Genomic DNA, 26,290 nt, shown 5'->3' with positions numbered 1-26,290 from the left:
AGAGGTGGCGCTGATGTGCAGGCATCTCGCGTACCTCGGGCCCACGACACCCATCGGCGAGGTCGTCATCGCGCCCCCGCACGGCCTGTTCACGCAGTCCTGGGCGCCGCGGCGGCAGGCACACGGCACCGTCAACGCCGACGGGTTCGGCGTCGGCTGGTACGCGTCGGACGACCCGGTGCCCGCGCGCTACCGCCGCGCCGGGCCCATCTGGGGCGATCTGTCGTTCGCCGATCTCGCCCGCGTCGTACGGACCGGGGCGCTGATGGCCGCCGTACGGGACGCGACCGAGGCGAGCGCCGACGGGGAGGCGGGCGCATCCCCGTTCGCCTCCGGGTCCTGGCTGTTCAGCCACAACGGAGCGATCCGCGACTGGCCGCACTCGCTCGCGGACGTCGCCGCCTCGCTGCCGCCCGCCGATCTGCTCGGTCTGGAGGCGCGCTGCGACTCCGCGCTCGTCTGGGCGCTGGTGCTGCACCGGCTGCGGCTGGAACACGAACCGCCCGAAGCGCTGGCCGAAGCCGTCGACACGCTGGCCGCCGCGGCACCCGGCTCGCGGCTCAATCTGCTGCTCATGGACGGGGAGACCATCGCCGCCACCGCCTGGGGCGACACACTGTGGTATCTGGCCGACCCGGGCCGCGCCGTGGTGGTCGCCTCCGAGCCGTACGACGACGACCCGCGCTGGACCGAGGTCCCCGACCACACCCTGCTCACCGCCACCCGCACCGATGTACTCCTCACCGCACTCAAGGAGGCTTCCGCGTGAGCCCCTTCACCGTGACCCGCACCCTGCCCGCCGACACCACCTCGGCCGCCCTGCGCGCCGATGTGGCCGACGGGCTGACCCGCACCCCCAAACAGCTGCCGCCGAAGTGGTTCTACGACGCCCGGGGCAGTGAGCTCTTCGAAGAGATCACCCGGCTGCCCGAGTACTACCCGACCCGCGCCGAGCGGGAGATCCTCGTCGCGCGCGCGGCGGAGATCGCCGATGCCACCGGGGCCCGTACCCTCATCGAACTGGGCTCCGGCTCCTCGGAGAAGACCCGTCATCTGATCCGCGCCCTGCCGAATCTGCACGCCTACGTCCCCGTCGACGTGAGCGAGAGCGCCCTGGAGCTCGCCGGGCAGGCCCTGCTCGCCGACCATCCGGAGCTGACGGTGCACGCGCTGGTCGCCGACTTCATGAGCGGGCTCTCGCTGCCCGACGACACACCGGGGCCACGGCTGCTGGCATTCCTCGGCGGCACGATCGGCAATCTGCTGCCGTCGGAGCGGGCGGACTTCTTCGCCTCGGTGAGCGAGCTGCTCGCACCGGGCGACGCGCTGCTGCTCGGCACCGACCTGGTCAAGGACGAGGCCACGCTCGTCGCCGCGTACGACGACGCGCAGGGGGTCACCGCGGCGTTCAACAAGAACGTGCTCGCGGTGCTCGACCGGGAGCTGGGCGCCGACCTCGACCCGGAGGACTTCGACCATGTGGCGGTGTGGAACGCCGAGCAGGAGTGGATCGAGATGCGGCTGAGGGCCCGTAAGGACCTCACCGCGAAGATCCCCGCCATGGATCTCGCGGTCCACTTCACGGCCGGGGAGGAGATCCGCACCGAGGTGTCCGCGAAGTTCCGGGAGGAGAAGGTGCGCGCCGAACTGGCCGCCGCGGGGCTGGAGTCGCGGCGCTGGTGGACCGACGGCGAGGGCCGCTTCGCGGTGTCGCTGGCGGTACGGACGTAGGGCATCGCCGGCCGCCGCCCGGGGCCGTACGCCCCGGGCGGCGGTCACGGGGGGCGGCGGGCCGCGGAGCCATCTGCCCAGCCTCGGCTCCGTCCCGTCCTGGACCCCGTTGCGGTGCGCGGTGCGCCCGAACGCACCGCCGCCTTCACGGACGACAACAGCAATGTGATGCACATCACACTTCAAGGGGAGGGGTGCAGCACAGCGCGCTGCGCCCCTCCCTTGCTCCGAACTCCCCCTTGTTGTGGCCAAATCGGGCCCCATATCTTTGGCGCGCCCGGCAGCTCGCCGCATACGGCAGCAGGAGAAGGAGCCGTCCATGCCCTTACGGGGACGCCACCGCCGCTACAAGCCCAACCGCATCTCCCGTGCCTCGCTGAGCGTCACGGCCGGCGGCGCCGGGATCGCCCTCCCCCTGGTCGGCGCGGCGGGCGCGAGCGCGGCGTCCGGCGAGACCTGGGACAAGGTCGCCCAGTGCGAGTCCACCGACAACTGGGACATCAACACCGGGAACGGCTTCTACGGCGGGCTGCAGTTCACCCAGAGCACCTGGGAGGCGTACGGCGGGACCGCCTATGCGGCGCGCGCCGATCTGGCCACCAGGGACCAGCAGATCGCCATCGCGGAGAAGGTGCTGGGCGCCCAGGGGCCGGGCGCGTGGCCGGTCTGTTCGGGCAAGGCGGGCCTGACGCATGAGGCCGCCGCGCCCCAGAGCGGGCCGAAGGTCCTCAAGGCGTCCGCCAAGCAGAGCAGACCCACCAAGCAGGTCAAGCAGAGCAAGCCGACGCCCACCAGTCTCCCCGGGCACGCGTCCACAAAATCCGGCCGCTATGTGGTCGTCAGCGGCGACTCGCTGTCCGGGATCGCCGACGCCTATGACGTGGGCGGCGGCTGGAAGGCGCTCTACGCGACCAACCACGCGGCCATCGGCGGCGATCCGGACCTGATCCACCCCGGCCAGAAGCTGTCCCTGAGCGGCGGCAAGGCCGGCGCCAAGTCCAAGGCCGAGCCCGAGACACACCATAAGGCCAAAGCGAAGCCCAAGCCGCGGCCGGCGGCCGAAAAGCCGCACCGGAGCCGGCACCGCACCGCCAAGCCGGCCGCCGCGTCGGGCTTCACCGCGCCCGTCAGCGGCGTCAGCCCGAGCACGGCCTACCGCGCGGCCGGTTCCAGCTGGTCGAGCGGCTATCACACGGGCGTCGACTTCCCCGTGGGGGTCGGCACGTCGGTCAAGGCCGTCGGCGCGGGCCATGTGGTTTCGGCGGGCTGGGCCGACGCATACGGCTACGAGGTGGTCATCCGGCATCCGGACGGCAAGTACAGCCAGTACGCCCATCTCTCCCAGCTGTCCGTGCGGGCGGGGCAGAACGTCAACGGCGGCCAGCGGATCGGCCGTTCCGGCTCGACGGGGAACGCCACCGGTCCGCATCTCCACTTCGAGATCCGTACCGGCCCCGGCTATGGCTCGGACATCAACCCGCTCGCCTATCTGCGGGGGCACGGCGTCAGCCTGTGAGGCGCGCGTGCTGTCGTAGGAGGCGTTGTCCCGGGGGCGTTGTCCTAAAGGCGTGCCACACTCGCGACCATGCACGCCCCGACCCTCCACGCCGCGCCCGACATCGCCGACGACGATCCACGGCTGCGCTACCGGGGCGCGGTGTCCCTGGAGCGCGGCCCCGGGTGGACCGCGCCGTGGCGGCTGCCGTACGAGGACGCCGCGCTGCATCTCCCCGAGGGCGGGATCCGCCGCGCCGCGATGCCGTCCGGGGTACGGGTCACGCTGCGCACGGACAGCACCTCGCTCGTCTGCCGCTACCAGGCCGACCCCGCGCCCCGGCTCAACGGGCCCGAGGAGCGGGCCCGGCTCGATGTGCTGTGCGAGGGGCGGCGGACCGCAACCGTCGAGCTGGAAACCCACGGCGGGGATGCCGAGTCCCGGGTCGACGGCCTTCCGGGGCGGTTGGCGGCGATCGAGCTGTGGCTGCCGCACAACCACCGGTTCCGGCTGCGCGGACTGACGCTGGACGCGGGCGCGGCCATGGGGCGCGAGGGCGGTGAGCGGCAGCCGCGCTGGGTCCACTTCGGCAGCTCCACTCCCAGGGGCGCGGAGCCGCGTCCCCGAGCCGCACCTGGGCCGCGCTGGTGTACGGGTCGCCTCCTTCGCGCTGGCGCCGACACGCGAGCTGATCTCCCGGCTCAAGGACGCGGGCGTGGTCGTCATCCCGTCCGTCGGCGCCCGGCGGCACGCGGAGAAGGTCGCGGGCTGGGGTGCGGACGCGGTCGTGGTGCAGGGCTGCGAGGGCGGCGGCCACACCGGTGAGGTGGCCACCAGCGTGCTGCTCCCCCAGGTCGTGGACGCGGTGGACATCCCGGTCGTGGCCGCGGGCACGACGGGCGCGGTCCGGTGGCCGCGCTCGCCTACGGGGCGGCGGGGATCGCCATGGGCACCCGCTTTCTGCTGACCTCCGACAGCACGGTCCCGGACGCCGTGAAAGCCCGCTATCTGGCGGCGGCGGTCACGGATGTCACCGTCACCAGGGCGGTGGACGGGCACCCCCACCGGATGCTCCGCAGCGAACTGGTCGAGTCGCTCGAACGGTCCGGCCGCGCCGCCGCGCTCGCCCGCGCCGCCGCGCTCGCCCGCGCCGTACGCCACGCCGCAGCCTTCAAGCGGCTCTCCGGGCTGAGCTGGGCGCGGATGGTACGCGACGGGCTGGCCCTGCGCCACGGCAAGGAGCTCACCTGGAGCCAGGTGCTGCTGTCCGCCACCACCCCGATGCTGCTGAAGGCGTCAATGGTGGACGGCCGCACCGACACCGGGGTGATGGCCTCCGGGCAGGTCGCCGGGGTCATCGGCGACCTGCCGTCGTGCGCCGGGCTGATCGACCGGATCATGGCCGAGGCCGACGCGGTGCTCGCCCGGCTCCCCGCCCGGTAGCCGCTGTAGGAACTGCCTGGTCAGCCCGCGGGCGGATCGCCGCCCGGACGTACAGTGGGGTGAGGCGTGACGTTTCACCGCCACGCGGGAGACCCGGCGGACCGGGCTCCCTCCGGCCAGACCATGACACGGGTAATGGAGGCCGTCATGGCCGACCCGAAGGGCTTTCTCACCACACCTCGTCGCCTTCCGCCTCGCCGTCCGGTGGACGAGCGGGTGCGGGACTGGAACGAGGTCTACGAACCGGGCGGTCTGCTGCCGATCATCAACGCCCAGGCGGACCGCTGTATGGACTGCGGCATCCCGTTCTGCCATGAAGGCTGCCCGCTGGGAAATCTCATCCCCGACTGGAACGACCTCGTCTCGCGTGACGACTGGCTGCGCGCGAGCGAGCGGCTGCACGCGACCAACAACTTCCCCGAGTTCACCGGCCGGCTGTGCCCGGCGCCTTGCGAAAGCGCCTGTGTGCTGGCCATCAACCAGCCCGCGGTCACCATCAAGAACGTCGAGGTCGCCATCGCCGACCGGGCGTGGGAGAGCGGATATGTCTCCCCGAAGCCGCCGGAGCGGCTGTCCGGACGGACCGTCGCCGTCATCGGTTCGGGCCCCGCGGGTCTGGCGGCGGCCCAGCAGCTCACCCGCGCGGGACACACGGTGGCGGTGTACGAGCGGGACGACCGGGTGGGCGGGCTGCTGCGCTATGGCATCCCCGCCTTCAAGATGGAGAAGCACCATCTGGACCGGCGGCTGCGGCAGATGCGCGCGGAGGGCACCAAGTTCCGCACGGGTGTGGGCGTGGGCACCGATGTGGACGCGGCCGAGCTCAGGGCGCGCTATGACGCGCTCGTGATAGCGGTGGGCGCGCGAGCCCGGCGCGACCTTCCGGTGCCCGGCAGGGAGCTGGCCGGAATCCATCAGGCGATGGAGTATCTGCCACTGGCCAACCGGGTCCAGGAGGGCGACTACGCCCGGCCGCCGATCACCGCCGAGGGCAAGCACGTCGTCATCGTGGGCGGCGGGGACACCGGTGCGGACTGCCTGGGCACCGTCCTGAGGCAGGGCGCCGCCTCCGTGACCCAGCTGGACATCCATCCGCAGCCCGGCGACGAACGGTCCGAGGGCGAGCCCTGGCCCACCTACCCCAAGATCTACCGGATGTCCGCCGCCCATGAGGAGGCGCGGGAGCTGGCCGCCTCGCCGGAGGCGGATGTGGACGCGCGGGTCTTCTCGGCCACCACCGTCCGCTTCGAAGGCGCGGCGCCGGACGCGGAACGGCCGCACGGCGGCGTACGGGCGCTACGGCTCATCGGGACCGGAGCCGAGGGGCGGGCGGAGCCGGACGCCGAGCGTGTGATTCCGGCCGATCTGGTCCTGCTCGCCCTCGGCTTCCGTGGTCCGGAGCGGGACAGCGGGCTGTTCGAGCAGCTCGGCCTGGAACTGGACGCGCGCGGCAACATCGCGCGGGACACCGACTTCGCCACCGCCGCGGACGGGGTCTTCGTGGCGGGCGACGCGGGCCGCGGCCAGTCGCTGATCGTCTGGGCGATCGCCGAGGGCCGCTCCGCCGCGGCGGCCGTGGACCGCTATCTGGCGGGCTCCACGGTGCTGCCGACCCCGGTCGGACCGGCGGACCGGCCGATGACGGCCTGACCGCTTGACGGCCTGACCACTTGACGGCCTTGACGGTGTGACGGCCTGTCGCGCGGCCTGCCGGCCGGAATACTCTGCGTCCATGATCCCGACATCGCCGCTGCTCACCGTCGCCGACGGTGTCCACCTCTGGTCCCCCACGCCGAGCACCGGATGGGGTCTGGCCAACTGTGGCCTGATCGTCTCCCCCGATGGCGCCGCCGCCTGGGTCGACACCCCCTACGACCGGCACATGGCCCAGGACTTCCTGGACCGCAGCCGGTCGCTGCTGCCCGCCGGCGGACGTATCGGGCGGGTGATCGTCACCCACGCCAACGGCGACCACCTGTGGGGCGCCGACGTCCTGCCCGACCCGGAGATCGTCGCCACCCGCGAGGCGCTCGGCCATATCGCGTACGAGCCAGAACCGCGGCAGCTGCACGCCATGGTGCGCGGCAGCGACCCGGCGACACCGCTCGGCTGGTATCTCCAGCGCCACTTCCAGCGGTTCGACTGGTCCGCCACCCAGGTCGTCGAGCCGAGCCTCACCTTCGTGGGCGAACTGGACCTGCGGATCGGCCAGGTGCCGGTCGAACTGTTCGGGCTGCCGCCCGCGCACACCACGGGCGATCTGGTCGCCTATCTGCCCCAGCAGAAGGTGGCGTTCACCGGTGATGTCATCTTCGCGTCCGGTCCGCAGGACCCCGGCGACCACGCGGTGCACTGGGCGGGCCCGCTCAGCAATGTGATCGCGGCCTGCGAGCGGGTGCTGGCGACCGGGGCACAGGTGATCATCCCCGGCCATGGCCCGGTCCTGGACCCGGAGGGCGTCCGCGGCCACATCGGCTATCTGGAGCATGTCCGGGACCGTGCCCATCAACTGCACACGGCCGGAGTCCCCGCCCTGGAGGCGGCCCGCACGCTCATCGCCGAGAACACCTTTCCGTCCCTGGGGCTGCCCGAGCGGTTGGTGATCACAGTGGGCTCGGAGTACCGGTATCTCAACGGCGCGGGCGAGCCGCCGGCCATCGTGGCGACCATGGCCGATGTCGCCCAGGTGGCATGGGAGCTGGACGAGGGCCGGACACCCTAGGAAGGCCCGTCCGACTTCTGGATGACCTTCCACGATGTCGATGTGCCGGAAGCCCGGGAAGGCGCACACCTGCCCGCCGACACTGCGCGGATCCAGCGCCGAGCGCACCTTCACATGATCCGTCCAGCGCCGGCCGCCTCGGCTCACATGTTGATCATGTGCCCGGCGAGCCCGTGGACGGCCTCCTTCACCGCCTCGCTGAGCGTGGGGTGGGCGTGGATGTTGCGCGCCACTTCGTGGACGGTCAGATCCCACTGCTGGGCGAGGGTGAGCTCGGGCAGCAGCTCGGTGACCTCCGGGCCGACGAGATGACCGCCCAGCAGCTCGCCGTGGCGGCCGTCGCTGATGAGCTTCACAAAGCCGCCGGGGTCGCCGAGCCCCTGCGCCTTGCCGTTCGCGGTGAACGGGAACTTCGCCACCCGCACGTCGAAGCCCCGCTCACGCGCCTGGGCCTCGGTCCAGCCGAAGCTGGCGATCTGCGGCTGGCAGAAGGTCGCGCGGGGGATCATCACATAGTCCAGCTCCATGGTCTCCGCGCCGGCGATCGTCTCGGCCGCGACGATGCCCATCGCCTCCGCCGCGTGCGCGAGCATCAGCTTGGCGGTCACATCGCCGACCGCGAAGATGTGCGGCACGCTGGTGCGGCACCGGCCGTCGACGTCGATGGCGCCCCGGTCGGTCAGCCGGACTCCGGCGTTCTCCAGGCCGTACCCCCGGACCCGCGGCTGGAAGCCGATCGCCTGGAGCACCCGGCCGGCCTGAAGGGTCTGCCGCTGGCCGCCCGTGGTCACCATGACCTTGACCGCGGGGCCCGCGTCGTTGATCGCCTCGACCCGGGTGGAGGTCAGGACGTTGATGCCGAGCCTGCGGTAGCGGCGGGTCAGCTCGGCGGAGACCTCCTCGTCCTCCAGCGGCACGATCCGGTCCAGGAACTCCACCAGCGTCACCTGCACCCCGTAGCTGTGCATGATGTACGCGAACTCGACGCCGATGGCGCCCGCGCCCGCGATCAGCACGCTGCCGGGCAGCTCCGGCGTCAGGATCTGCTCCTCGTACGTCACCACGCGCTCGCTGAGCGAGGTGCCGGGCAGCAGATTGGTGGTGGCGCCCGCGGCGATGACGCAGTGGCCGAAGGTCAGGGGCTCCGTCCGGCCGTCGTTGAGCGTGACCCGCAGTTCATGCGGGCCGGTGAAGCTGCCCTGGCCGTCGTACTGGGTGATGTTGTTCTTCTTCATCAGATAGTGGACGCCCTTGACCCGGCCGTCCGCCACCTTCCGGCTGCGCTCGAACGCCGTCCGGTAGTCCGCGGTCACCTCACCGTTCACCCGGATGCCGAAGGTCTTGGCCTCATGGATGAACAGATGGGCCAGCTCCGCGTTGCGCAGCAGGGCCTTGGAAGGGATGCAGCCCACGTTCAGGCAGACGCCTCCCCAGTACCGTTCCTCGACGATGGCCGTGGTCAGACCGAGCTGCGCGGCGCGGATCGCCGCGACATAGCCGCCCGACCCCGCCCCCAGGACCACGACGTCAAAATGTGCGCTCATGCGTCGCACCTTAGACATTAGAGTCGGGGTATGGCTTCAGACGAGGGGTCCGTACGGGTGGACAGCTGGATCTGGTCCGTACGGCTCACCAAGACGCGCTCCATGGCGGCCTCGGCCTGCCGCGCCGGCCACGTTCGCGTCAACGGCGAACGGGTCAAACCGGCCCACGCGGTGCGGGCCGGGGACGAGGTGCGGCTGCGCCACGCCGGGCGGGACCGGATCGTCGTCGTCTCGCGCATCGTGCGCAAGCGGGTCGGAGCGGCCGTCGCGGGTGAGTGCTTTGTCGACAACAGCCCTCCCCCGCCGCCCCGCGAGCACACCGTGCCGATCGCGCTGCGCGACCGTGGCACGGGCCGTCCCACCAAGCGCGACCGGCGCGAGATCGAGCGGCTGCGCGGCCTGTGAGCGAGTCACCGGTCACTCGACCGTGATCCGTACGGGGCCTCCGTGCGCGTCGGCCCTGGCGATCCAGTCGGCCGGCAGATGGAGCGGCCGGGTCGGCGCCACGGTGCGCGCGAGACGCCGGCGGTGCAGCGTCCGGCCGTCCTGGCTGACGGTGAGGACCGGCCGGGCCAGGAACCGCGAGGTGCGCAGCGAGAACCGGTCGAGCGGCGGGCGGGGGCCGTCCGGGTCGATCCGGTTGGGCGCGACCCAGCGCAGCGGCGCCTCGACCCGTACCGGCACCGGACCCGCGGTCCAGCGCTGATCGGTGAGATAGCGCAGCACCGGCGCGGCGGCGAACCGGCCGTCCAGGGCGGCGATGTCGGCCGTCTCGACGGGGTGCAGCAGGTTGCCCACGGCGAAGACTCCCGGCTCGCCGGTGCGGAATTCGGCGTCGGCCGCGGGACCGCGGGTGCCGGGGTCGAGCGCGATTCCCGCGCTTCTGGCCAGTTCGTGGTCGGGGATCCAGTCGCCGGTGAACACCACGGTGTCGCAGCCGATGGTCGCGGTCCTGCCGTCCCGGTGCCGCAGCCGCACGCCCTCCAGCCGCCCGCGGCCGGTCAGCTCGGTCACGGTAGCGTCGGTGAGCAGCGGAACGCCATGGCACAGCCGGGCGCCGAGGTCGAACGCGCGGTAGGTCTGATGGCGTGGCAGATCGGTGACCATCGCGGCCACCTCGGCCCCGGCGTGGCGCAGGGTGAGCACCGCGGAGTAGCTGATGTGCTCGGCGCCGACGACCACCGCGCGGCGGCCGACGCTCTGGTGATGCGTGGAGACGGCCTGTTGCAGCTGTCCGGTGGTCAGCACGCCCGCCGGCCGGGCGCCGGGGATCAGCCGGGCGCTGCGGGGGCGTTCACGGGCGCCGGTGGCGAGGACGACGGCCGTGGCGGTGATCCGTTCCAGACCCGTCGGACCGGTGACGTCCACGGTACGGGGCCCCGCCCAGCCGGTGGCCGTGACGGCCGTACGCAGGCGAGCTCCGGCCCCGGTCGCGGCGGCGATGTGGTGGCGGGCGTAGTCCGGGCCGGTCATCATCCGGCGCAGCTCGCGCAGCCCGAATCCGGTGTGGTGACAGTGGCGGGGGATGCCGCCCGCGTGCTCTTCGCGGTCGAGGACCTCTACCCGGTCGACCCCGGCGGCGGCCAGTCGGGCGGCGACGGCGAGTCCGGCCGGCCCGGCGCCGATGACCAGTACGTCGACGGCACGGTCGGTGCGGTCAGCACGGTCGGTGCGGTCAGCACGGTCGGTGCGGTCAGCACAGTCGGTGCGGTCGGTGCAGTCCGTGCAGTCGGTGCAGTCGGTGCAGTCAGCACGGTCGGTGCAGTCAGCACAGTCGGTGCGGTCAGCACAGTCGGTGCGGTCGGTGCGGTCAGCACAGTCGGCGCGGTCGGCGCGGTCGGCGCGGTGCTGACGGTCCGTGGTGGTCATCGCCGGGCCTCCGTCCGGTCTGTGGCCGCGCCGGACCGCTCGAACTGGGCGCGTACGGCGGCTCCGCAGTAGAAGCCCTGGCAGCGGCCGCCGAGCGCACGGGTGCGGCGCTGGAGGCCGCCCAGCGACCCCGGCGGCACGGTGGCGGTCAGCGCGTCGCGGATCTCGCCGCGGGTGACGCGCTCGCAGTGGCAGACGACGGTGCCGTACGCGGGGTCGGCGGCGATGAGGTCGGCGCGCTGGTAGGGGCGCGGGAACGCCTCGCCGATGTTCGGCATCCGCACGGGCTCGAGCTCCCGTGCGGGCCCGGGGTCCAGGCCGCAGCCGGTGAGCAGTTCCACGGCATGGGCGGCGATCGCCATCGAGGCGGTCAGTCCGGTGGAGCGGATGCCGCCGACGGCGACATAGCGCTGCTCGGGGTGGGCGTGGATCTGGTAGTCGGCATGCTCGGTGGCGGCGCGCAGTCCGGCGTAGACCGCGGTGACCTCCTCCTCCAGCAGCTCCGGCATGATCCGGGCGCCCTTGTCGCGGAGCGACGCCAGCCCGTCGGCCGACGAACCGGTGGCGGTCTTGTCGTCGAGGTCCTCGGCGGTGGGGCCGAGCATCACATTGCCGTAGACGGTCGGCGCCACCAGCACGCCCTTGCCGAGCGCCGTGGGCACCGGCAGCAGGATGTGGCCGACCAGGCCGCGCGCGAACTTGTCGAAGACGATCAGCTGGCCGCGGCGCGGGGTGACGCCGAACTCCGTATGGCCGAGCCGCCGGTTGATCTCGTCCGAGTACAGCCCCGCGGCGTTGACCAGAAAGCGGGTCCGCAACGGGCCGCGGGTGGTGGCGATGTCGTGGTGGTGCTCGCCGGCGGTGATGGCCCCGGCCGCGCAGTTCAGATGCAGATCGACGCCCGTGCGCACCGCCTGGGTGGCGTAGGCGAGCGTCGTCGTCCAGGGGCAGATGATGCTCTCACCGGGGACGTCAAGCGCCCCGAGGGCGCCCGGTCCCAGGCGCGGCTCGCGGGCGTACACCGCGTCCGCGTCGAGGATCCGCGTCTCGTGACAGCCGTTGCGGCCGGCCTTCTCGGCGAGTGACGGCAGCGCGGCGAGCTGTTCCGCGTCCCAGGCGACGAGCAGCGCGCCGAGCGGCTCGACCGGGATGCCCGCCTCGGCGGCGTAGGCGGTCAGCCGCTGGTAGCCCTCGCGCACCAGCCGGGCCTCCAGGGTGCCGGGCGTGGCGTCGAAACCGGTGTGCAGAATCGCGGTGTTGGCCTTCGAGGTGCCGTCGCCGACGTCGTCGGACGCCTCGACGAGGGCGACCCGCAGCGGGTACCGGGCCAGTTCGCGGGCGATGGCGGCGCCGACCACCCCGGCGCCGATGATGGCCACGTCGTAGACCTCGTCCGGGAGGTCACCCGTGGTCGTTACGGTCATGCTGGTCCCTTGCTCCGTCCTGCTGGTGCTCAGTGGTGGGAGGCGGTCGGCGGTGTGGGGGCCGGCAGCGCGGCCACGGCCGAGCGGAAGCCGGCCAGGCGCTCGGCGGCCTCGTCCGCGGTGATCCGCGGTTCGTAGACGGCGGCCGGCTCCCACACCGGGACCGCCTGTTCGACCGTGAGCCCCGGGTCGAGCCCCAGACGGGCGGCGGCGCCCACGCCCAGCGCGGTGACATCCGGCAGCGCCGATACCTCGATGGGGCGTTGCAGCAGATCGGCCTGGGTCTGCATGAGCAGTGCCGAGCGGGTCAGACCGCCGTCGACCCGCAGGACGGTCAGCGGCCCGCCCAGATCGGCGGCGGCCGCGGCGGCGAGCTCGACGACCTGGGCGGCGATGCCCTCACACAGCGCCCGCACCAGATGGCCGGCGGTGGTGTCGAGGCCGAGCCCGGTCAGCGAACCCCGAAGGTCGCCGCGCCACCACGGCGCCGCGAGTCCGGCGAGCGCCGGGACGAAGGTGACTCCCCCGGTGTCGGCCACGGTCGCGCCGACCGGGTCCAGGTCCTGGGGTCCGCCGATTACGTTGAGGTCGCTGAGCCAGCGCACCGCGGAGGCGGCGGTGTACACCTGTCCGTCGAGGCAGTAGCTGGTCCGTCCGCGAAGCCGCCAGGCCACGCAGCTGACCAGGCCGCCCGTGCCACGGCGGGGCCGGGTCCCGGTCTGGGCTAGCAGAAACGCACCGGTGCCGTAGGTGCACTTGGCGGTGGACGGCTCGGTCACGCGCTGCGCCAGCAGGGCGGCCTGCTGGTCGACGAGCAGCCCGGTGAGCGGGATCTCAGCGCCGAAGGCGGTGGTGGTCCCGACCGTGGTGTCGGCGTCGACGACCTGGGGCAGCCGCTCGTCGCTCAGGCCGAACAGGTCCAGTGCCTTCGGGGACCACTCGACCCGGTCGAGATCGAGCAGCTGGGTGCGGCCGGCGGTGGCGGCGTCGGTGACGAACGCGCCGGTGAGCTGATGGATCAGCCATACGTCGCTGGTGGTGACGGTGCCCTCGCGGGTCAGATGGCGGCGGATCCACGCCATCTTGGGCGCCGCGAAGTAGGGATCGAGCGGCAGTCCGGTGAGTTCGCGCAGGAGGCCGGCATGGGAAGCGAGGTCCGCGCACACCGTCTCCGCCCGCCGGTCCTGCCAGACGAGGGCGTCGGTCAGCGGGTGGCCCGTGACGGGGTCCCAGGCGAGCACGGTCTCGCCCTGGTTGGCCAGGCCGACGGCCGCGACCGGCTCGCCCGCCGCCGCGAGGGCCTGGCGTCCGGCGTGGAGGACCGAGGCGAGCAGCGCGGCGGGGTCCACCTCGACCAGTCCGCCGGACAGATAGCGGGGGCGCACGGGTGCCGCGCCCGAGCCGATCACCCCGCGCTCCGGGCAGATCACCAATGCCTTGGTGCCCGAAGTGCCCTGGTCGACGGCGAGCACCGGGCCGGTCGTGGGACGGGCGGTGGTGCGGTGGCGAGGCTCTGCAGGCTGCATGTCCCGTTCTTCGCTGCCGATTTCGTAGATCTTTTCCGAAAGCCTGGTGCAGCCGCGGGACGGCGTCAAGACCACCCCTGCCCGGTGCCCCGCCACCTGGGCGGACGACAGAGGCCCCCTTGAGCCGTCGGGCGATGCCTATAAGATCCACTCAATCACCAGTTCGCCGAGCGCACCCATGAGCGGGAGGACGCGGCGTGCTCGCGGCTGGCGCACGGTCAGCCGTCCCCTCGATCTCGCGTCCGGTACGTCAGCTCCGTACGAAAGTCATCCGATGCCCGAGGAAGAGTTCCGGCCCGTCTACCACCCCGCGGGCTATGACGGCGGACTGCGTATCGCGCTGCAGGATCTGCGCACCGGCCGCTGGATCTCCATGCGCGATCTGCTGGCCGAGACGCCGACGTGGTCGCAGTGGACCCAGCGCACCCAGGTGCTGGCCGCGGCGGCCGCCGGATCCAATGTGGTGGACGCGTGGCGCACCGAGGAGCCCCAGAGTGTCGCCGCGCTGGTGATGCACACCCGGGTCGTGGTGGAGCGGACGGTGCGTGCCCATCGCGAGGGGCATCCGCGCACCCGGGAGCTGTGGCGGGAGGCGTGGCAGTCCTGCCGACTCGCCGCGCACAACTCCCCGGCGGATCCGGTTCCTTGGGTGTGTCTGCTGGCCCTGGCACAGCTGGACAAGGAGCAGCTGCAGCAGGAGCACCGGATGAGCCCGCCGGGGCCATTGCTGTTCCCCGGCCCGTGGGGGTTGCTGACGGAGGCCGACCGGCGGGACCCCTACAACCGCGAGGCGTACCACCGGATGCTGCAGTTCGTGTACGCGCGACGGGCCGGCGGCTCGCTGGCCGAGGCGGTCAACTTTGTGCAGTGGGTGGTCTCGGGAGCGCCCGAGGGATCGCCGCTGCGGGTGCTGCCGCTGTATGTGCATGTCGAGCGCTACCGGGAGGAGCGGGGCTACGACAAGGCGCTGGACCTTCACTGGGCCACCGAGGACGCGGCCCGGGACGCCCGGAAGGCGCTGCACGGCTGGTTCGACCACGCCGACCGGACGACGAGTTCGCTGCTCGATCTCAGCCATCTGGCGCATGCCCTGTGGGGCGCGCTCGACTTTCCCGAGGCGGCCCGGGTCTTCGAGGCGCTGGGGTCGTACTTCACCCCGCTGCCCTGGGCCTATCGCACCTCCGACCCCAGTGACCGCGCCCTCGCCGAGGACATGTTCCTGCGCGCCCGGATCCGCTCACTGGCCGACGCCCGGGAGCCGAGACCGGGGGCGAACCGGTGACCGGCGCCCCTGTGCTGCCCTTGTTCCTCCCTCACCTCTGTCCACCGCCCTCGCCTTTATCATTCCGGAGGTACCTTCATGTCCACGGCATGGTCGAGTTCGGATTCCGCTCCCCAGCGGGACGAAGAACAGCGACTGCGTGAGCTCGGCTATCAACCGGTTCTGGCCCGTCGTATGGGAGGTTTCGGCAATTTCGCCATCAGCTTCTCGGTCATCTCCGTTCTGTCCGGCTGTATGACGCTCTACGGCTTCGGTCTGGACACCGGGGGCCCGGCGGTCATGATGTGGGGCTGGGCGGGGGTTGGTCTCTTCGTGCTGTTCGTCGGGCTCGCCCTGGCAGAGGTGACCAGCGCGTTTCCCACCTCCGGCGCCCTGTACTACATGGCCGACCGGCTCGGCGGCCGGGCCTGGGGCTGGTACACGGGGTGGCTGAATCTGCTCGGGCTGCTGGGCGCGATCGCCGGAATCGACTACGGTGCGGCCCTGTTCACCGGCGCCCTGTTCAACCTGCAGTGGGGATTCGACCCCACCCCGGAATCGACGATGGTCATCTTCGTCTGCATTCTGCTGCTGCACGCCGTGCTGAACCTGTTCGGGGTGCGGCTGGTCAGCGTGCTCAACTCGATCAGTGTGTGGTGGCATTTGGCGGGTGTCGCCATCATCGTCGGCGCGCTGACGCTCGTGCCCTCCCACCATCAGTCGCCGGAATTCGTGTTCACCGAATTCGTCAATGACACCGGCTGGTCGAACCCCCTTTATGTGGCCGCGATCGGGCTTCTGCTCGCCCAGTACACCTTCTCCGGTTACGACGCTTCGGCGCATCTGTCCGAGGAGACCTCCAACGCCTCCGTCATGGCCGCCCGTGGCATCGTCCGCGCCATCTGGGTGTCCTGGGTCGCCGGCTTCGTCCTGCTGGCCGGGCTGACCTTCGCCATCCAGGACTACGCCGGTACGCAGAAGAGCGGCACCGGGGTGCCGCCGGCTCAGATCCTTATCGACGCCCTCGGGACGGGCGGCGCCACGGCCATGCTGCTCATCGTCATCGTGGCGCAGCTGTTCTGCGGCAACGCGGAGGTGGCGGCGGCCAGCCGGATGGTGTTCGCCTTCAGCCGGGACGGCGCGCTGCCGGGGTCGCGGCTGTGGCGGCGGGTGAGCGCCCGCACCCAGACCCCGGTGCTCGCGGTGTGGCTGTCGGTCGGTGTCGCGGGTCTGCTCGCCCTGCCGTCCCTGTACTCCGAGACCGCCTATGGCGCGGTGACGGCCATCAATGTCATCGGGATCACCCCCGCCTACGCCATCCCCGTCTTTCTGCGGCTGCGCGCCGGGGACCGGTTCCAGCGGGGGCCGTGGCACCTGGGCCGCTGGAGCAAGCCGGTGGGCTGGGTCGCGGTGTCCTGGGTGGCGCTGGTGACGGTGCTGTTCTGTCTGCCGCAGTCCAGCCCGGTGACGGTCGACTCGATGAACTACGCCTCGATCGCGCTGGCCGTGGTGCTGATCCTGGCCACCATCTGGTGGTTCGTCGCGCGCCGCTCGTACCACACCCCCTCCGCCTACGGCACCGCCCGTGAGGAGGCGGAGATCGCGGAGGGCATCGTCTGAACTGGCCGTGGGGGACGGCCCGTTGCCGAGCCGGGTGCGGAAACCTTCCGCACCCGGCTCCGCGCGGTCGGCGGGCTCACCGGCGGCGCAGCGACGCGGCCGGCGGCCGCTCGCGCATCGCGCCGTAGGCCAGGAAGTACGCCGGTGCCCGCTTCAGCCACGGCGCTCTGCTGAGCACCTCGGCCAGCCGCAGCGGCCGTACCCGTCCACCGGCCGGCGCCCGTCCGGCCAGCAACGGTTCGATGACCCGGGCGTGGGCGACGCGCTGCAGCCCCTGCGTGGCGGCGGCGGTCGGCCACCGGCGGCGCTGGACGGCGCGTACGTCACCGAGGCCGACGACCCCGTCGTGCAGCGGTCCGGCGAGATACCGGGCGGCGGCGACGGCGTCCTCGACGGCGAGGTTGATGCCGATCCCGAACACGGGCGACATCGCGTGCGCCGCGTCGCCGATGCACAACAGCCCGGGGCGGTGCCAGCGCCGCAGCCGGTCCATCCGTACGTCCAGCAGCTTCACCTCGTCCCAGTCCAACAGCTCCGGCTTGCGGTCCGCGATCCACGGGGTGGCGTCCGCGAACGCGGACAGGAACCGGTCCAGCCCGTCGGCGCGGCGCTCGGCGTCGGCCCCCTTGGGGATCAGCACGGCGCACTGCCAGTAGTCCCCACGGTCGATCATGGCCGTCACAAAGCGGTCGCCGACGTTACCCACCAGCCCGCGGGGATCGCTCTCGTGCCGCGGCAGCCGGAACCACCACGCGTCCATCGGGCAAGCGAACTCCCGCAGGCCCAGTTCGGGCAGGGCCCTGGCCAGCGAGCCACGGCCGTCGCAGGCCACCGTGAGGGTCGCCCGCAGCTCACCGGTGCCGCCGCCCGGGGTGCGGTCGCGGTAGCACACCCCGGTGACCCGGCCGCCTTCCATGAGGAAGGAGGTCGCCTCGGTATTCATCCGCAAGGAGAAGGAGGGCTCCCGCGCGGCCTCGTCCGCCAGCAGATTGAGCAGATCCCACTGCGGCACCATCGCCACGTAGTCGTACGGGCCCGGCAGTGAGCCGAGGTCGCCGACGGTGAACAGCTCCCCGTCCGGACCGAGGGGCAGTTGGATGGAGTGCACATGCCGCTGCGGCAGGGCGGCGAACCGCTCGGCGAGGCCCAGGTCCTCCAGGAGCGCCAGGGTGCTCGGATGCACCGTGTCGCCGCGGAAGTCGCGCAGGAAGTCCCCGTGCTTCTCCAGGACGGTGACCTCCACGCCCGCCCGCGCCAGCAGCAGGCCGAGGACCATCCCGGCGGGGCCGCCGCCCACCACACAACACGTGGTCCGCTCCATCACATGCGCTCCCTTCGATGTCCCCGAGGCCAGGGCAACATCCCGGTATGGGTACCCAGCGGCGCCACGCCGCACCACCGCACCGGGGCCCGGCCGGGGCGGAGGGGGCGAAATCCGGACGGGCGGAATCCGGGTGGGCGAAATCGGGGTGGGCGAAATCCGGACAGGGAAAACCGGACGGGTGAAATCCGGGTTTCCCCGGCCGCCGGATGGCGATCGGCTTGAGTCGTCCCGGGCTCGCGTCCGTATCCCCGCGTGACGGTATGGGGCGCAGAAGGAGGTCTGTATGGCAGCCGAACCCGATCCCGACCGGCCGACCGGGCGTCAGGTGATCGAGCCGACCGCGGTCTTCCGCCCGGTGCTGGACCCCGGCGGGGCATCGGACCTGCCGGTGGCGGAGTGGATGGAGGAACTCCATCTCTTCCGGCCGCCAGGCGCCTCTCTCCCGCCGCAGGCCCGATCCCTGGCCGATGAGGACACCCAGGAGATCGAAGGCAGCCCGGCGGCGGCCGACGCGTGGATCCCGGAGGACGCTCCGCCCGCGCCGCCCGCACCGGCCGTATGGCGCCATCCCCGCACCGCCGTCACTCTCATGGCCGGGCTCGGCGCGGGCATCGCCCTCTCCCTCGTGCTGATGCTGCCCCGTGACGCGGCGACCGGCGTGGCCCGGCCCGGGGCGGGCGGCGGCGCGTCGGCCTCGGCATCCGGTGGCGCGACCGTGTCCGTGACGCCCAGCGCACCCGTGACCTCCAGCACACCCGTGGCCCCCAGCGCGCCCGTTTCACAGGCGCCGGGCGGCGGGGAGCAACAGGGCGGGCAGGGCCATGTGCTGACCCTCGGGGACACCGGCCCGCTGGTCACCGAGCTCCAGACGCGTCTGCTGCGGATTCCGAACGTCTATCAGGGCGGGCAGGTCAACGGCCAGTACGACCAGACCCTCGCCGAGGCCGTGTCCCGCTTCCAGGTGTGGTACGGAATCCGCGGCGACGCGAACGGGGTGTACGGGGACGCCACGCGGCGCGACCTGGAGTCCCGCACCTGACGCGGCGCCCCGGGCAGGCATGATCCCGGGCGCCGCTATCCGGCGGCGCCGAAGACCTGGGTCCAGTAGGTGCCGGCGCGGCTGCCGGTGGCGTAACCGACGCCGATATGGGTGAAGTCGGGCTTGAGGATGTTGGCGCGGTGGCCCGGGCTGTCCATCCAGCCGCGGACCACCTCCGCCGGGGAGCGCTGGCCGCACGCGATGTTCTCGCCGATGCCGCGGTGGGGGGCTCCGGCTGCCCTGGCCCGGTCCCAGGGCTGATGTCCCTCCGGGCCGGTGTGGGCGTAGAAGTCGCGGGCGACCATGTCGTCGCTGTGTGCCTGTGCGGCCGTCGTCAGCCGTGGATCGGGGGCCAGCGGTGCCAGCCGGGCGGCGGCCCGCTCGGCGTTGGTGAGCGCGACCACCTCGGACGCCAGGCGCATCAGGGCGTCCGCCGTGAACGGCCGCGCCCACACCGCCGTCCAGTAGACATCCCCGGTGGCGGGGCCGACCGCCCGGCCGATCCCCAGATGGACGACGGCCGGATCCCGGAACGGGCCGCTCCGCTCGTGGCCCGCCAGGCAGTAGTCCAGGAACTCCTCAGGGGCGCGTGGCCCGGAAACGAGGTGCTCGGCGACCGTGAGACAGACATAGCCCTGGGCGGCGATCCGGTGGAACAGCGAGGTCCCGTCGGGGCTCTCCAGCCCGAGCCGGCCGTGGGCGGCCATCGCCCCGGCATGCGCCTCGGCCGCCGCGGTCAGCCGCCCGTCGAGGGCCACGGGCGCGGCCCCGGCCCGCGACCGCGCGGCGTTCACCACCCCGAGGGCCCCGCCACCGGCCCCGGCACCGGCGGGCGGGGACGAGTGCATGGCGGGAGACGAGGGCAGGACCGGGGGCGGGGGCGGGGCGCCGTCGTCGGCGACATCGACGCCGAAGTCCCGCGCCACACCGGCCAGTCCGTCCGCGTACCCCTGGCCGAGCGCCCGCACCTTCCACTGGGCGCCGCGCCGGTAGATCTCGGCGAGCAGCAGCACCGTCTCCCGCGCCGGACGCGGCGGGGTGAACCGGGCGAGCAGCCCTCCCCCGTCGGCCAGGACGCTCAGCACGGGCACCGGCAGCCGGCCCAGCGGGGTGCCCGGGTCGGCGGGGCTCACGACGACCGTGACCCGGTCGGCGCCGGGGCGCAGCCGGCGCGGGTGCAGGGTGACGGTGTCGCCGTGCAGCCGGGCGCCGGGTGCGGAGGGCTGGTTGAAGAAGACGAAGTCGCCGTCGCCCGCGACCTTTCCGTCCTCGCCGGTGATCAGCGCCGACAGATCGAAGGGCCCCGGCACCCGGATCGTCAACGCGCCGTCCGGCAGCGCCTGATTGCCGCCCGGGACCAACTCTCCCATGTCCGCTCCTCACCACCGCGCCCCTTAGAGCAACGGCCGGGCAGGGCCGACGGTTCCGACCGCCGCACGGCGCCGCCCCGGACCGGGGGTCCGGGGCGGGCGTGAGAGGTCCGTCCACGGGTCAGACCGGGACCGCGACGTACTTGTACTCAAGGAATTCGTCGATGCCCACGCGGCCGCCCTCGCGGCCGAGCCCGGACTGTTTGACGCCGCCGAAGGGGGCGGCCGGGTTGGAGACCAGACCGGTGTTGAGGCCGACCATGCCGACCTCGAGCCGCTCGCTCACCCGCAGCGAGCGGTTCAGGTCCTTGGTGAACACATAGCCCACCAGGCCCCATTCGGTGCTGTTGGCGGTGGCGACGACCTCGTCCTCCTCGTCGAAGGTGAGGACAGCCGCGACCGGTCCGAAGATCTCCGTCTCCATCAGCCGGCTCGCGGGGGACACCCCGGTGAGCACGGTCGGCGGGTAGAAGCAGCCGGGCCCCTCGGGTGTGCTGCCGCCGACGAGGACCTCGGCGCCGCGTGCCACGGCGTCCGCGACCAGCTCCTCGACCTTGGCGCGGCCCGCCTGGTCGATGAGCGGGCCCACGTCGACACCGGGCCGGCTGCCGGGGCCGACGACCAGGGCGCCCATGCGCCGGGCGAGCCGGTCGGCGAACTCGGCCGCGACGGAGGAGTGGACGAAGAAGCGGTTGGCCGCCGTGCAGGCCTCGCCCATGTTGCGCATCTTGGCGGTCATGGCGCCCTCGACCGCGACGTCCAGATCCGCGTCGTCGAAGACGATGAAGGGGGCGTTGCCGCCGAGCTCCAGGGAGGTACGGACCACCGCGGGCGCGCACTGGGCGAGCAGGGTGCGCCCGACCTGGGTGGACCCGGTGAAGGAGAGCTTGCGGATGTGTCCGCCGGTCAGCAGGGGCTCCACGACCTCACCCGCGCGGGAGGTGGTCACCACGTTCAGTACCCCGGCCGGAAGCCCCGCCTCTTCCAGGATTCCGGCGAGGGCGAGGCTGGACAGCGGGGTCTGCGGGGCGGGCTTGAGCACCATGGTGCAGCCCGCGGCGATCGCCGGGCCGATCTTGCGGGTGCCCATGGCCAGCGGGAAGTTCCACGGGGTGATGAGCAGACAAGGCCCGACGGGGCGGCGCATGAGCAGCATGCGGTTCTTGCCGTCCGGCATCGTGGAGAAGCCTCCGTCGATACGGACGGCCTCTTCGGAGAACCAGCGGAAGAACTCCGCGGCGTAGGCGGCCTCGCCCCGCGCCTCGGCGAGCGGCTTGCCCATCTCGGCCGTCATCAGCGCGGCGAGCGCGTCGGCGCGCTGCAGGATGAGCTCATGGGCGCGGCGCAGGATCTCGCTGCGCGCGCGGGGTGCGGTGGCGGCCCACTTCTCCTGGGCGTCCTGGGCGGCGAGCAGGGCGCGCTGCCCGTCCGCGGGGCTCGCGTCGGCGACCTCGCACAGCACCTCACCGGTGGCCGGGTCGTCGACCGGCATGGTCAGACCGCCGGCCGCGGCGGACCACGACCCGGCGATGTAGAGCTTCTTGGACACCGTCGCGAGGACGTCGTCCGCGGCGGGAAACGAGGGGGTGGACATCGCGGCAATCTCCTTCGTGGCCGCCGCCGCCCGAGGTTCGGGGCGGCGGCGGCCGATGGCTCCCGTGGGTGAAGTGCGGCGGTCAGGAGGCCGCTGTCCCGGCGCTCACGGCGGCGGACCAGGCCCGCAGCCCTTCGTCGATCGCCGTCTCGTCGACGACCAGGGCGGGGATCATCCTCACGACGTGGTTCCAGGCCCCGCACAGGAGCAGCAGCAGCCCCTCGTCCACGGCGGCGCGCTGCACCCGGGCGGCGGTCGCCGGGTCCGGCTCGCCGTCCTCGGTGACGAACTCGCTGGCCAGCATGAGGCCGAGGCCGCGGACGTCGCCGATGGCCGGGGTCTTCGCGGCCACGTCCTCAAGGCCGGCGCGCAGCCGCGCGCCCATGGCGTCGGCGTTGGCGACGAGGTTCTCGTCACGGACCACGTCGAGGGTGGCGGTGGCCGCGGCGCACGCCACCGCGTTGGCCCCGTAGGTGCCGCCCTGGGAGCCGGGCCACGCCTTGCTCATCAGCTCCTCGGAGGCGGCGATGCCGGACAGCGGGAAGCCGCTGGCCAGGCCCTTGGCGGTGACCAGGATGTCGGGGCGGATGCCGAAGTGGTCATGGCCCCAGAACCGTCCGGTGCGGCCGACACCGGTCTGCACCTCGTCCAGGATGAGCAGGAAGCCATGGCGGTCGGCCCGCTCGCGCAGCCCTTGCAGGAATCCCTCGGTGGCGGGTACGTAGCCGCCCTCGCCCAGCACCGGTTCGACGATGAGCGCCGCGGTGTCGTCGGGCGGGGAGATGGTCTGCAGGACGTAGTCCAGCTCGCGCAGCGCGAAGCGGGTCGCGGTCTCCTCGTCCCAGCCGTACCGGTAGGCCGTGGGGAACGGGGTCACCACGACGCCGCTCATCAGGGGCGAGAAGCCGGAGCGGAAGCGCGTCCCGGAGGTGGTCATGGACGCGGCGGCGACGGTACGGCCGTGGAAACCGCCGTGGCAGACGAGGACGTTGGGCCGGCCGGTGGCCTGACGGGCGAGGCGCAGGGCCGACTCCACCGCCTCGCTGCCGGAGTTGGTGAAGAACAGACTGTCGATCCCCTCGGGGAGCACCTCGCCGAGCTTGTCGACGAGCCGCTTCAGCGGCGGGTGCATGACCGTCGTGTACTGGCCGTGGATCAGGGTCCCGACCTGCTCCTGGGCCGCGGCGACGACCCGCGGATGGCAGTGTCCGGTGCTGGTGACGCCGATGCCCGCGGTGAAGTCGAGATAGCGCCGGCCGTCCTCACCGTCGATATAGGCGCCCTCTCCACGGACGGCGACCACCGGAGTGGCTTGGCGCAGCTGCGGCGACAGATTGGTCATGGTTCTCTCCCACACCCACAGGTCGGCGAATGCACGGACTCTTCGAGCGTGGTGGAGCGGGCCGGGGAAAGACAATGATCATTGTGTCGCCCGGAGGTGATCGGTATGGACGATCTGTCAACTGGGGCCGGGTGGACACTGTGTCCACCGTGCCCCTCCCGAGGCCGCCGCCCTCGGTGACCGAACCGCTCCCGCCAGGCCCTGCCCCGGCGAAACCGCAGGGCAGGGCCGGTCGAGGCATGGTTGCGCACGGCGTGCCGGCTTGCCACAGTGATCTGCATGAACGGCTCCGGCGGCACCGCATCCCACGCTGCCGGGGGGCAGGCGGCGCGGCAGTCGGCCCTTCCGCTCGCCCAGGCGCCCCCGCTCCCCGCCGAGCCGGGGCAGCACTCCGCCGCGCGGCGGGCGCCGCTCGTCCTCGCCGATGTGCTGCGGCTGCCGGTGCTGGCCGCCGGGGTGCCGGAGGTGGTCTCCGGCCAGGGTCAGCTGTCCCGGCCGGTCCGCTGGGTCCACATCACCGAGCTGCTCGACCCGGCGTCCTTCCTCAAGGGCGGGGAGCTGGTGCTGACCACCGGTATGCCGCTGCCCGAGGACCCCTCTGTGGTGCGCCGTTACGTCGACGAGCTGGCGGACGTCGGCGCCGCGGGCCTGGTCATCGAGCTGGTGCGGCGCTACCACCGGCCGCCGTCGGAGCTGGTGCGCGCGTGTCAGGCCCGGGACTTCCCGCTCGTCCTGCTCTCCAAGACCGTCAACTTCGTGGAGGTCACCCAGATCATCCACTCCCTGATCATCGGCAGCCGGATCGAGAGCCTGCGCCGGGCGCAGGACGTCCATGACACCTTCACCGCGCTGACCCTGCGCGGCGCCGAGCCCGACGAGGTGGTGGGCATGGCGGCCGAGCTGAGCGGGCATCCGGTGGTGCTGGAGAACCTGGTCCACCAGGCCGTGATCTGCGGCGCCCTGGGCCAGGGCGCGGAGGGGGTGCTGACCGGCTGGGAGCGGCGGTCGCGCGCCACGGCCTCGCCCGACCGCACCGAGCTGAGCGGCCCGGAGAACTGGCTGGTGACCGCGGTGGAGTACCGGGGCGAGCGCTGGGGCCGGCTGCTGATGCTCCCGGACGCCGACGGTGCCCCGGCGGTCGGCCCCGAGCACGCGATGGTCCTGGAGCGTACGGCCACGGCCCTGACCATCGCCCGGCTCACCCATCACATCCGCTGGGAGCGGCGGGCGCAGCGCACGCTGCTGCTGGACCTGGTCGAACAGCGCTGCCGCTCGACCGGTGAGGCCCGCGCCCGGGCCGAGGCGCTGGGCATGCCGGTCCTGGGCCGGAGGCTGATCGTCGTGCTGATCACCCCCGGCCCCGGCGCCGGGGAGACGACCGAGCTGGAGGACCGGCTGACGGACGAGCTGGGGGCGGCCGGTGCCGCCGTGCTGATAGGCGCGGTGCCGGGCGACCACATCGGCGTTCTGCTCGCCTTCCATCCCTCCACGCCCTGGCGGCCGCTGGTGGAGCGGCTGAGCCGGTCCGTACGCGAGTCCCGTCCGGAGGCGGTCGTCAGCGTCGGCTCCGAGGTGGCGGATCTGTCCCAGACCGCCCGCTCCTTCCAGGAGGCGGCACGGGTCGCGGACGCCGCCGTTCCGGGCACACCGGACAAGCCGTTCCACGAGCTGTGCGATATCGGGCTGCGGCAGCTGCTGTACGCGCTGCGCGGTGATGTGCGGCTCCAGGAGTATGTGGAGCGGCAGTTGGGACGACTGGTCGACTACGACGAGCGGCACGGCACCGATCTGCTGGCCATTCTGCACGCCTATCTGGACGCGGCGGGCAACAAGACGGTGGCCGCCAAGCGCGCGAATCTGTCCCGGCAGGCGTTCTATCAGCGGCTGCACGCGATAGAGCGGCTGCTCGGCTGCGATCTGGAGTCGGGCGAGCAGCGCACCCAACTGCATGTCGCGCTCACCGCCTTCAGCGTGCTGCGGCTGTCCCGCGGCCCCGCCGCGCCGTCCTGACGCGTACGGCGATGGCCGACCCGGTCGGGGTCGGCCATCGCCGTACGCGTCCTCGCCACGCCTGGGGCGGAGCTCACTTGACGAAGTCCTCGACGACCTTCGGAGGCCAGGAGCCCACATTGAGCACACCCATGGAGTAGGCGCGGGAGACGAGGGCCGCCCGGTTGGGGACCCGCAGCTTACGGAGCAGGCGCGTCACGTGGTATTCGACGCCCTGCCGGCTGAGATAGAGCCGTGAGGCGAGGGGCACGCGAGAGCCCGGCGGCGATGCCCTCCAGAATGCGCGCCTCGATCTCGGTGACGATCTTCTTGCGGTTGGTGACCATGTCCACTTCGCCGCCGCCCGCCGTGGGACGCAGCACCACCAGGACCGAGGCGACATGGGAGCTGCCCTCACGCACGGCGACGGCCGTGAGCGCGCTGGTGAAGGCCGAGCCCTGCGCTCCGACGAGGGCCGCATGGGCGGCGAAGCGGTGGCGCGTCCCGTCGACCAGCCGGCTGAACTGCCGTCTGAGCGCCTGCTGGACGCTGGGGTGCACCAGGTCACAGAAGTCGCGGCCCCAGACGTCCGTCGAGGAGTCCTCGAACTGCCGGAAGAATTCCCGGTTGGCCTGCTGGACCGTCAAGGACGGGTCGAGGCAGACGACACATACCCCGGGCTGGTCGAACTGGCGCAGAAGATCCGCGTACTCGGTCTGGTCACATCCGAGCTCTTGGGGGGTTGGCCGAGCCGAATCTGCTAGTACGGACATTGCCAAGGGACTGCCATCCCTTCCTGAATTTCTCATTACGCGAAACGAATAGCGTGCTATTCAATTTCGAATGATTTCCAGATTTGAGACTAAGTAGCCCTGAGCACGGGAGTCAACGTCAACAGGGCCCTGGCCGCCCAATCCTGTGGTCGGGGGTCCCGAAGGTACGGTCCGCACCACAGGGTTTCGGTGGGTCGGTACGGTCGGTTCACAAGGGGTTCGGA

20 protein-coding genes and 2 pseudogenes are annotated in these 26,290 nt (G+C 72.4%); 12 read left to right on the top strand and 10 right to left on the bottom strand.

The features are described from left to right. Positions 1 to 13 precede the first annotated feature (13 nt). From egtC to ABZS71_RS11895, 7 genes and pseudogenes are all read left to right on the top strand, one after another. Positions 14 to 769 (top strand): ergothioneine biosynthesis protein EgtC, encoded by a 756-nt coding sequence (egtC, locus tag ABZS71_RS11925; RefSeq protein WP_355843898.1) that lies wholly within the window; start codon positions 14 to 16, stop codon positions 767 to 769. Next, complete coding sequence (gene egtD, locus ABZS71_RS11920; RefSeq protein ID WP_356209127.1) at positions 766 to 1,731, top strand: L-histidine N(alpha)-methyltransferase; 966 nt, start codon at positions 766 to 768, stop codon at positions 1,729 to 1,731. Before egtC ends, egtD begins: the two co-directional genes overlap by 4 nt. A gap of 319 nt (positions 1,732 to 2,050) precedes the next feature. Continuing rightward, positions 2,051 to 3,247 (top strand): transglycosylase family protein, encoded by a 1,197-nt coding sequence (locus tag ABZS71_RS11915; protein ID WP_356209124.1) that lies wholly within the window; start codon positions 2,051 to 2,053, stop codon positions 3,245 to 3,247. Positions 3,248 to 3,316: 69 nt separating this feature from the next. Beyond that, positions 3,317 to 3,682 (top strand): annotated as a pseudogene (locus ABZS71_RS11910) (G-D-S-L family lipolytic protein); the annotation flags it as partial. 190 nt (positions 3,683 to 3,872) lie between these two features. Then, positions 3,873 to 4,669, top strand: a pseudogene (locus ABZS71_RS11905) (nitronate monooxygenase); the annotation flags it as partial. Between the two features lie 147 nt (positions 4,670 to 4,816). After that, on the top strand, positions 4,817 to 6,319 hold the full coding sequence (locus ABZS71_RS11900; protein ID WP_356209121.1) for a glutamate synthase subunit beta: 1,503 nt from the start codon (positions 4,817 to 4,819) through the stop codon (positions 6,317 to 6,319). Positions 6,320 to 6,401: 82 nt separating this feature from the next. Beyond that, positions 6,402 to 7,391, top strand: a complete 990-nt coding sequence (locus tag ABZS71_RS11895; protein ID WP_356209119.1) for an MBL fold metallo-hydrolase — start codon at positions 6,402 to 6,404, stop codon at positions 7,389 to 7,391. 143 nt (positions 7,392 to 7,534) lie between these two features. Here ABZS71_RS11895 and lpdA read toward each other — a convergent pair whose 3' ends face one another. After that, on the bottom strand, positions 7,535 to 8,935 hold the full coding sequence (gene lpdA, locus ABZS71_RS11890; protein ID WP_356209116.1) for a dihydrolipoyl dehydrogenase: 1,401 nt from the start codon (positions 8,933 to 8,935) through the stop codon (positions 7,535 to 7,537). A 30-nt stretch (positions 8,936 to 8,965) separates the two neighbouring features. Here lpdA and ABZS71_RS11885 point away from each other — a divergent pair, with 30 nt between their 5' ends. Beyond that, positions 8,966 to 9,340, top strand: coding sequence for an RNA-binding S4 domain-containing protein (locus tag ABZS71_RS11885; RefSeq protein WP_356209114.1), 375 nt, complete (start codon positions 8,966 to 8,968; stop codon positions 9,338 to 9,340). Between the two features lie 12 nt (positions 9,341 to 9,352). Here the strand turns inward: ABZS71_RS11885 and ABZS71_RS11880 are convergent, their stop codons facing one another. From ABZS71_RS11880 to ABZS71_RS11870, 3 genes are read right to left on the bottom strand one after another with little or no spacing between them, the layout of a single operon-like run. Next, complete coding sequence (locus ABZS71_RS11880) at positions 9,353 to 10,804, bottom strand: FAD-dependent oxidoreductase (RefSeq protein WP_356209111.1); 1,452 nt, start codon at positions 10,802 to 10,804, stop codon at positions 9,353 to 9,355. After that, positions 10,801 to 12,228 (bottom strand): NAD(P)/FAD-dependent oxidoreductase, encoded by a 1,428-nt coding sequence (locus ABZS71_RS11875; protein WP_356209109.1) that lies wholly within the window; start codon positions 12,226 to 12,228, stop codon positions 10,801 to 10,803. The genes ABZS71_RS11880 and ABZS71_RS11875 overlap by 4 nt, the downstream gene beginning before the upstream one ends. 29 nt (positions 12,229 to 12,257) lie before the next feature. Beyond that, on the bottom strand, positions 12,258 to 13,754 hold the full coding sequence (locus tag ABZS71_RS11870; RefSeq protein ID WP_356209106.1) for an FGGY family carbohydrate kinase: 1,497 nt from the start codon (positions 13,752 to 13,754) through the stop codon (positions 12,258 to 12,260). Positions 13,755 to 14,028: 274 nt separating this feature from the next. On the opposite strand from ABZS71_RS11870, the gene ABZS71_RS11865 reads away from it, so the two are divergent. Together ABZS71_RS11865 and ABZS71_RS11860 are read left to right on the top strand one after the other, a co-directional pair. After that, entirely contained in the window at positions 14,029 to 15,036 is a 1,008-nt protein-coding gene (locus tag ABZS71_RS11865) for a hypothetical protein (RefSeq protein ID WP_356209103.1), read from the top strand. Between the two features lie 78 nt (positions 15,037 to 15,114). Continuing rightward, complete coding sequence (locus ABZS71_RS11860; protein ID WP_356209101.1) at positions 15,115 to 16,635, top strand: amino acid permease; 1,521 nt, start codon at positions 15,115 to 15,117, stop codon at positions 16,633 to 16,635. Positions 16,636 to 16,711: 76 nt separating this feature from the next. On the opposite strand, the gene ABZS71_RS11855 is transcribed toward ABZS71_RS11860, so the two are convergent. After that, entirely contained in the window at positions 16,712 to 17,956 is a 1,245-nt protein-coding gene (locus tag ABZS71_RS11855) for an FAD-dependent oxidoreductase (RefSeq protein ID WP_356209099.1), read from the bottom strand. Between the two features lie 286 nt (positions 17,957 to 18,242). Here ABZS71_RS11855 and ABZS71_RS11850 point away from each other — a divergent pair, with 286 nt between their 5' ends. Then, the gene (locus ABZS71_RS11850; protein WP_356209097.1) at positions 18,243 to 18,998 is read left to right on the top strand and encodes a peptidoglycan-binding domain-containing protein; all 756 of its coding nucleotides are present in this window, start codon (positions 18,243 to 18,245) and stop codon (positions 18,996 to 18,998) included. Between the two features lie 35 nt (positions 18,999 to 19,033). Here ABZS71_RS11850 and ABZS71_RS11845 read toward each other — a convergent pair whose 3' ends face one another. The 3 genes from ABZS71_RS11845 to ABZS71_RS11835 form a co-directional block, all read right to left on the bottom strand. Then, positions 19,034 to 20,368, bottom strand: coding sequence for a CAP domain-containing protein (locus ABZS71_RS11845; RefSeq protein ID WP_356209094.1), 1,335 nt, complete (start codon positions 20,366 to 20,368; stop codon positions 19,034 to 19,036). A 121-nt stretch (positions 20,369 to 20,489) separates the two neighbouring features. Then, on the bottom strand, positions 20,490 to 21,962 hold the full coding sequence (locus tag ABZS71_RS11840) for an NAD-dependent succinate-semialdehyde dehydrogenase (protein ID WP_355843946.1): 1,473 nt from the start codon (positions 21,960 to 21,962) through the stop codon (positions 20,490 to 20,492). Between the two features lie 82 nt (positions 21,963 to 22,044). After that, the gene (locus ABZS71_RS11835) at positions 22,045 to 23,304 is read right to left on the bottom strand and encodes an aminotransferase class III-fold pyridoxal phosphate-dependent enzyme (RefSeq protein ID WP_356209092.1); all 1,260 of its coding nucleotides are present in this window, start codon (positions 23,302 to 23,304) and stop codon (positions 22,045 to 22,047) included. Between the two features lie 279 nt (positions 23,305 to 23,583). On the opposite strand from ABZS71_RS11835, the gene ABZS71_RS11830 reads away from it, so the two are divergent. Beyond that, positions 23,584 to 25,314 carry a PucR family transcriptional regulator ligand-binding domain-containing protein gene (locus ABZS71_RS11830; protein WP_356209090.1) on the top strand — a complete coding sequence of 577 codons (1,731 nt, stop codon included), beginning with the start codon at positions 23,584 to 23,586 and terminating at the stop codon, positions 25,312 to 25,314. Positions 25,315 to 25,387: 73 nt separating this feature from the next. Here ABZS71_RS11830 and ABZS71_RS11825 read toward each other — a convergent pair whose 3' ends face one another. Both ABZS71_RS11825 and ABZS71_RS11820 read right to left on the bottom strand, forming a co-directional pair. Further along, positions 25,388 to 25,513 (bottom strand): hypothetical protein, encoded by a 126-nt coding sequence (locus ABZS71_RS11825; RefSeq protein ID WP_356209087.1) that lies wholly within the window; start codon positions 25,511 to 25,513, stop codon positions 25,388 to 25,390. After that, entirely contained in the window at positions 25,494 to 26,066 is a 573-nt protein-coding gene (locus ABZS71_RS11820; RefSeq protein ID WP_356209085.1) for a PAS domain-containing protein, read from the bottom strand. Before ABZS71_RS11820 ends, ABZS71_RS11825 begins: the two co-directional genes overlap by 20 nt. Positions 26,067 to 26,290: the final 224 nt, after the last annotated feature.

It is taken from the genome of Streptomyces sp. NPDC005393, assembly GCF_040606675.1.
Lineage (GTDB): Bacteria > Actinomycetota > Actinomycetes > Streptomycetales > Streptomycetaceae > Streptomyces.
Note: the sequence above shows the minus strand (reverse complement) of the source record. Positions and strands in the feature narration are given on the sequence as shown.

What these genes read in the sequence shown, in the direction of transcription:
- ABZS71_RS11850 (WP_356209097.1), top strand. Translation starts at nt 18,243, where the DNA reads ATGGCAGCCGAACCCGATCCCGACCGGCCGACCGGGCGTCAGGTGATC.
- ABZS71_RS11840 (WP_355843946.1), bottom strand. Translation starts at nt 21,962, where the DNA reads ATGTCCACCCCCTCGTTTCCCGCCGCGGACGACGTCCTCGCGACGGTG.
- egtC (WP_355843898.1), top strand. Translation starts at nt 14, where the DNA reads ATGTGCAGGCATCTCGCGTACCTCGGGCCCACGACACCCATCGGCGAG.
- ABZS71_RS11845 (WP_356209094.1), bottom strand. Translation starts at nt 20,368, where the DNA reads ATGGGAGAGTTGGTCCCGGGCGGCAATCAGGCGCTGCCGGACGGCGCG.
- ABZS71_RS11860 (WP_356209101.1), top strand. Translation starts at nt 15,115, where the DNA reads ATGTCCACGGCATGGTCGAGTTCGGATTCCGCTCCCCAGCGGGACGAA.
- ABZS71_RS11885 (WP_356209114.1), top strand. Translation starts at nt 8,966, where the DNA reads ATGGCTTCAGACGAGGGGTCCGTACGGGTGGACAGCTGGATCTGGTCC.
- ABZS71_RS11900 (WP_356209121.1), top strand. Translation starts at nt 4,817, where the DNA reads ATGGCCGACCCGAAGGGCTTTCTCACCACACCTCGTCGCCTTCCGCCT.
- ABZS71_RS11830 (WP_356209090.1), top strand. Translation starts at nt 23,584, where the DNA reads ATGAACGGCTCCGGCGGCACCGCATCCCACGCTGCCGGGGGGCAGGCG.
- ABZS71_RS11915 (WP_356209124.1), top strand. Translation starts at nt 2,051, where the DNA reads ATGCCCTTACGGGGACGCCACCGCCGCTACAAGCCCAACCGCATCTCC.
- ABZS71_RS11880 (WP_356209111.1), bottom strand. Translation starts at nt 10,804, where the DNA reads ATGACCACCACGGACCGTCAGCACCGCGCCGACCGCGCCGACCGCGCC.
- ABZS71_RS11855 (WP_356209099.1), bottom strand. Translation starts at nt 17,956, where the DNA reads ATGGAGCGGACCACGTGTTGTGTGGTGGGCGGCGGCCCCGCCGGGATG.
- ABZS71_RS11865 (WP_356209103.1), top strand. Translation starts at nt 14,029, where the DNA reads ATGCCCGAGGAAGAGTTCCGGCCCGTCTACCACCCCGCGGGCTATGAC.
- ABZS71_RS11835 (WP_356209092.1), bottom strand. Translation starts at nt 23,304, where the DNA reads ATGACCAATCTGTCGCCGCAGCTGCGCCAAGCCACTCCGGTGGTCGCC.
- ABZS71_RS11870 (WP_356209106.1), bottom strand. Translation starts at nt 13,754, where the DNA reads ATGCAGCCTGCAGAGCCTCGCCACCGCACCACCGCCCGTCCCACGACC.
- lpdA (WP_356209116.1), bottom strand. Translation starts at nt 8,935, where the DNA reads ATGAGCGCACATTTTGACGTCGTGGTCCTGGGGGCGGGGTCGGGCGGC.
- ABZS71_RS11820 (WP_356209085.1), bottom strand. Translation starts at nt 26,066, where the DNA reads ATGTCCGTACTAGCAGATTCGGCTCGGCCAACCCCCCAAGAGCTCGGA.
- ABZS71_RS11875 (WP_356209109.1), bottom strand. Translation starts at nt 12,228, where the DNA reads ATGACCGTAACGACCACGGGTGACCTCCCGGACGAGGTCTACGACGTG.
- ABZS71_RS11895 (WP_356209119.1), top strand. Translation starts at nt 6,402, where the DNA reads ATGATCCCGACATCGCCGCTGCTCACCGTCGCCGACGGTGTCCACCTC.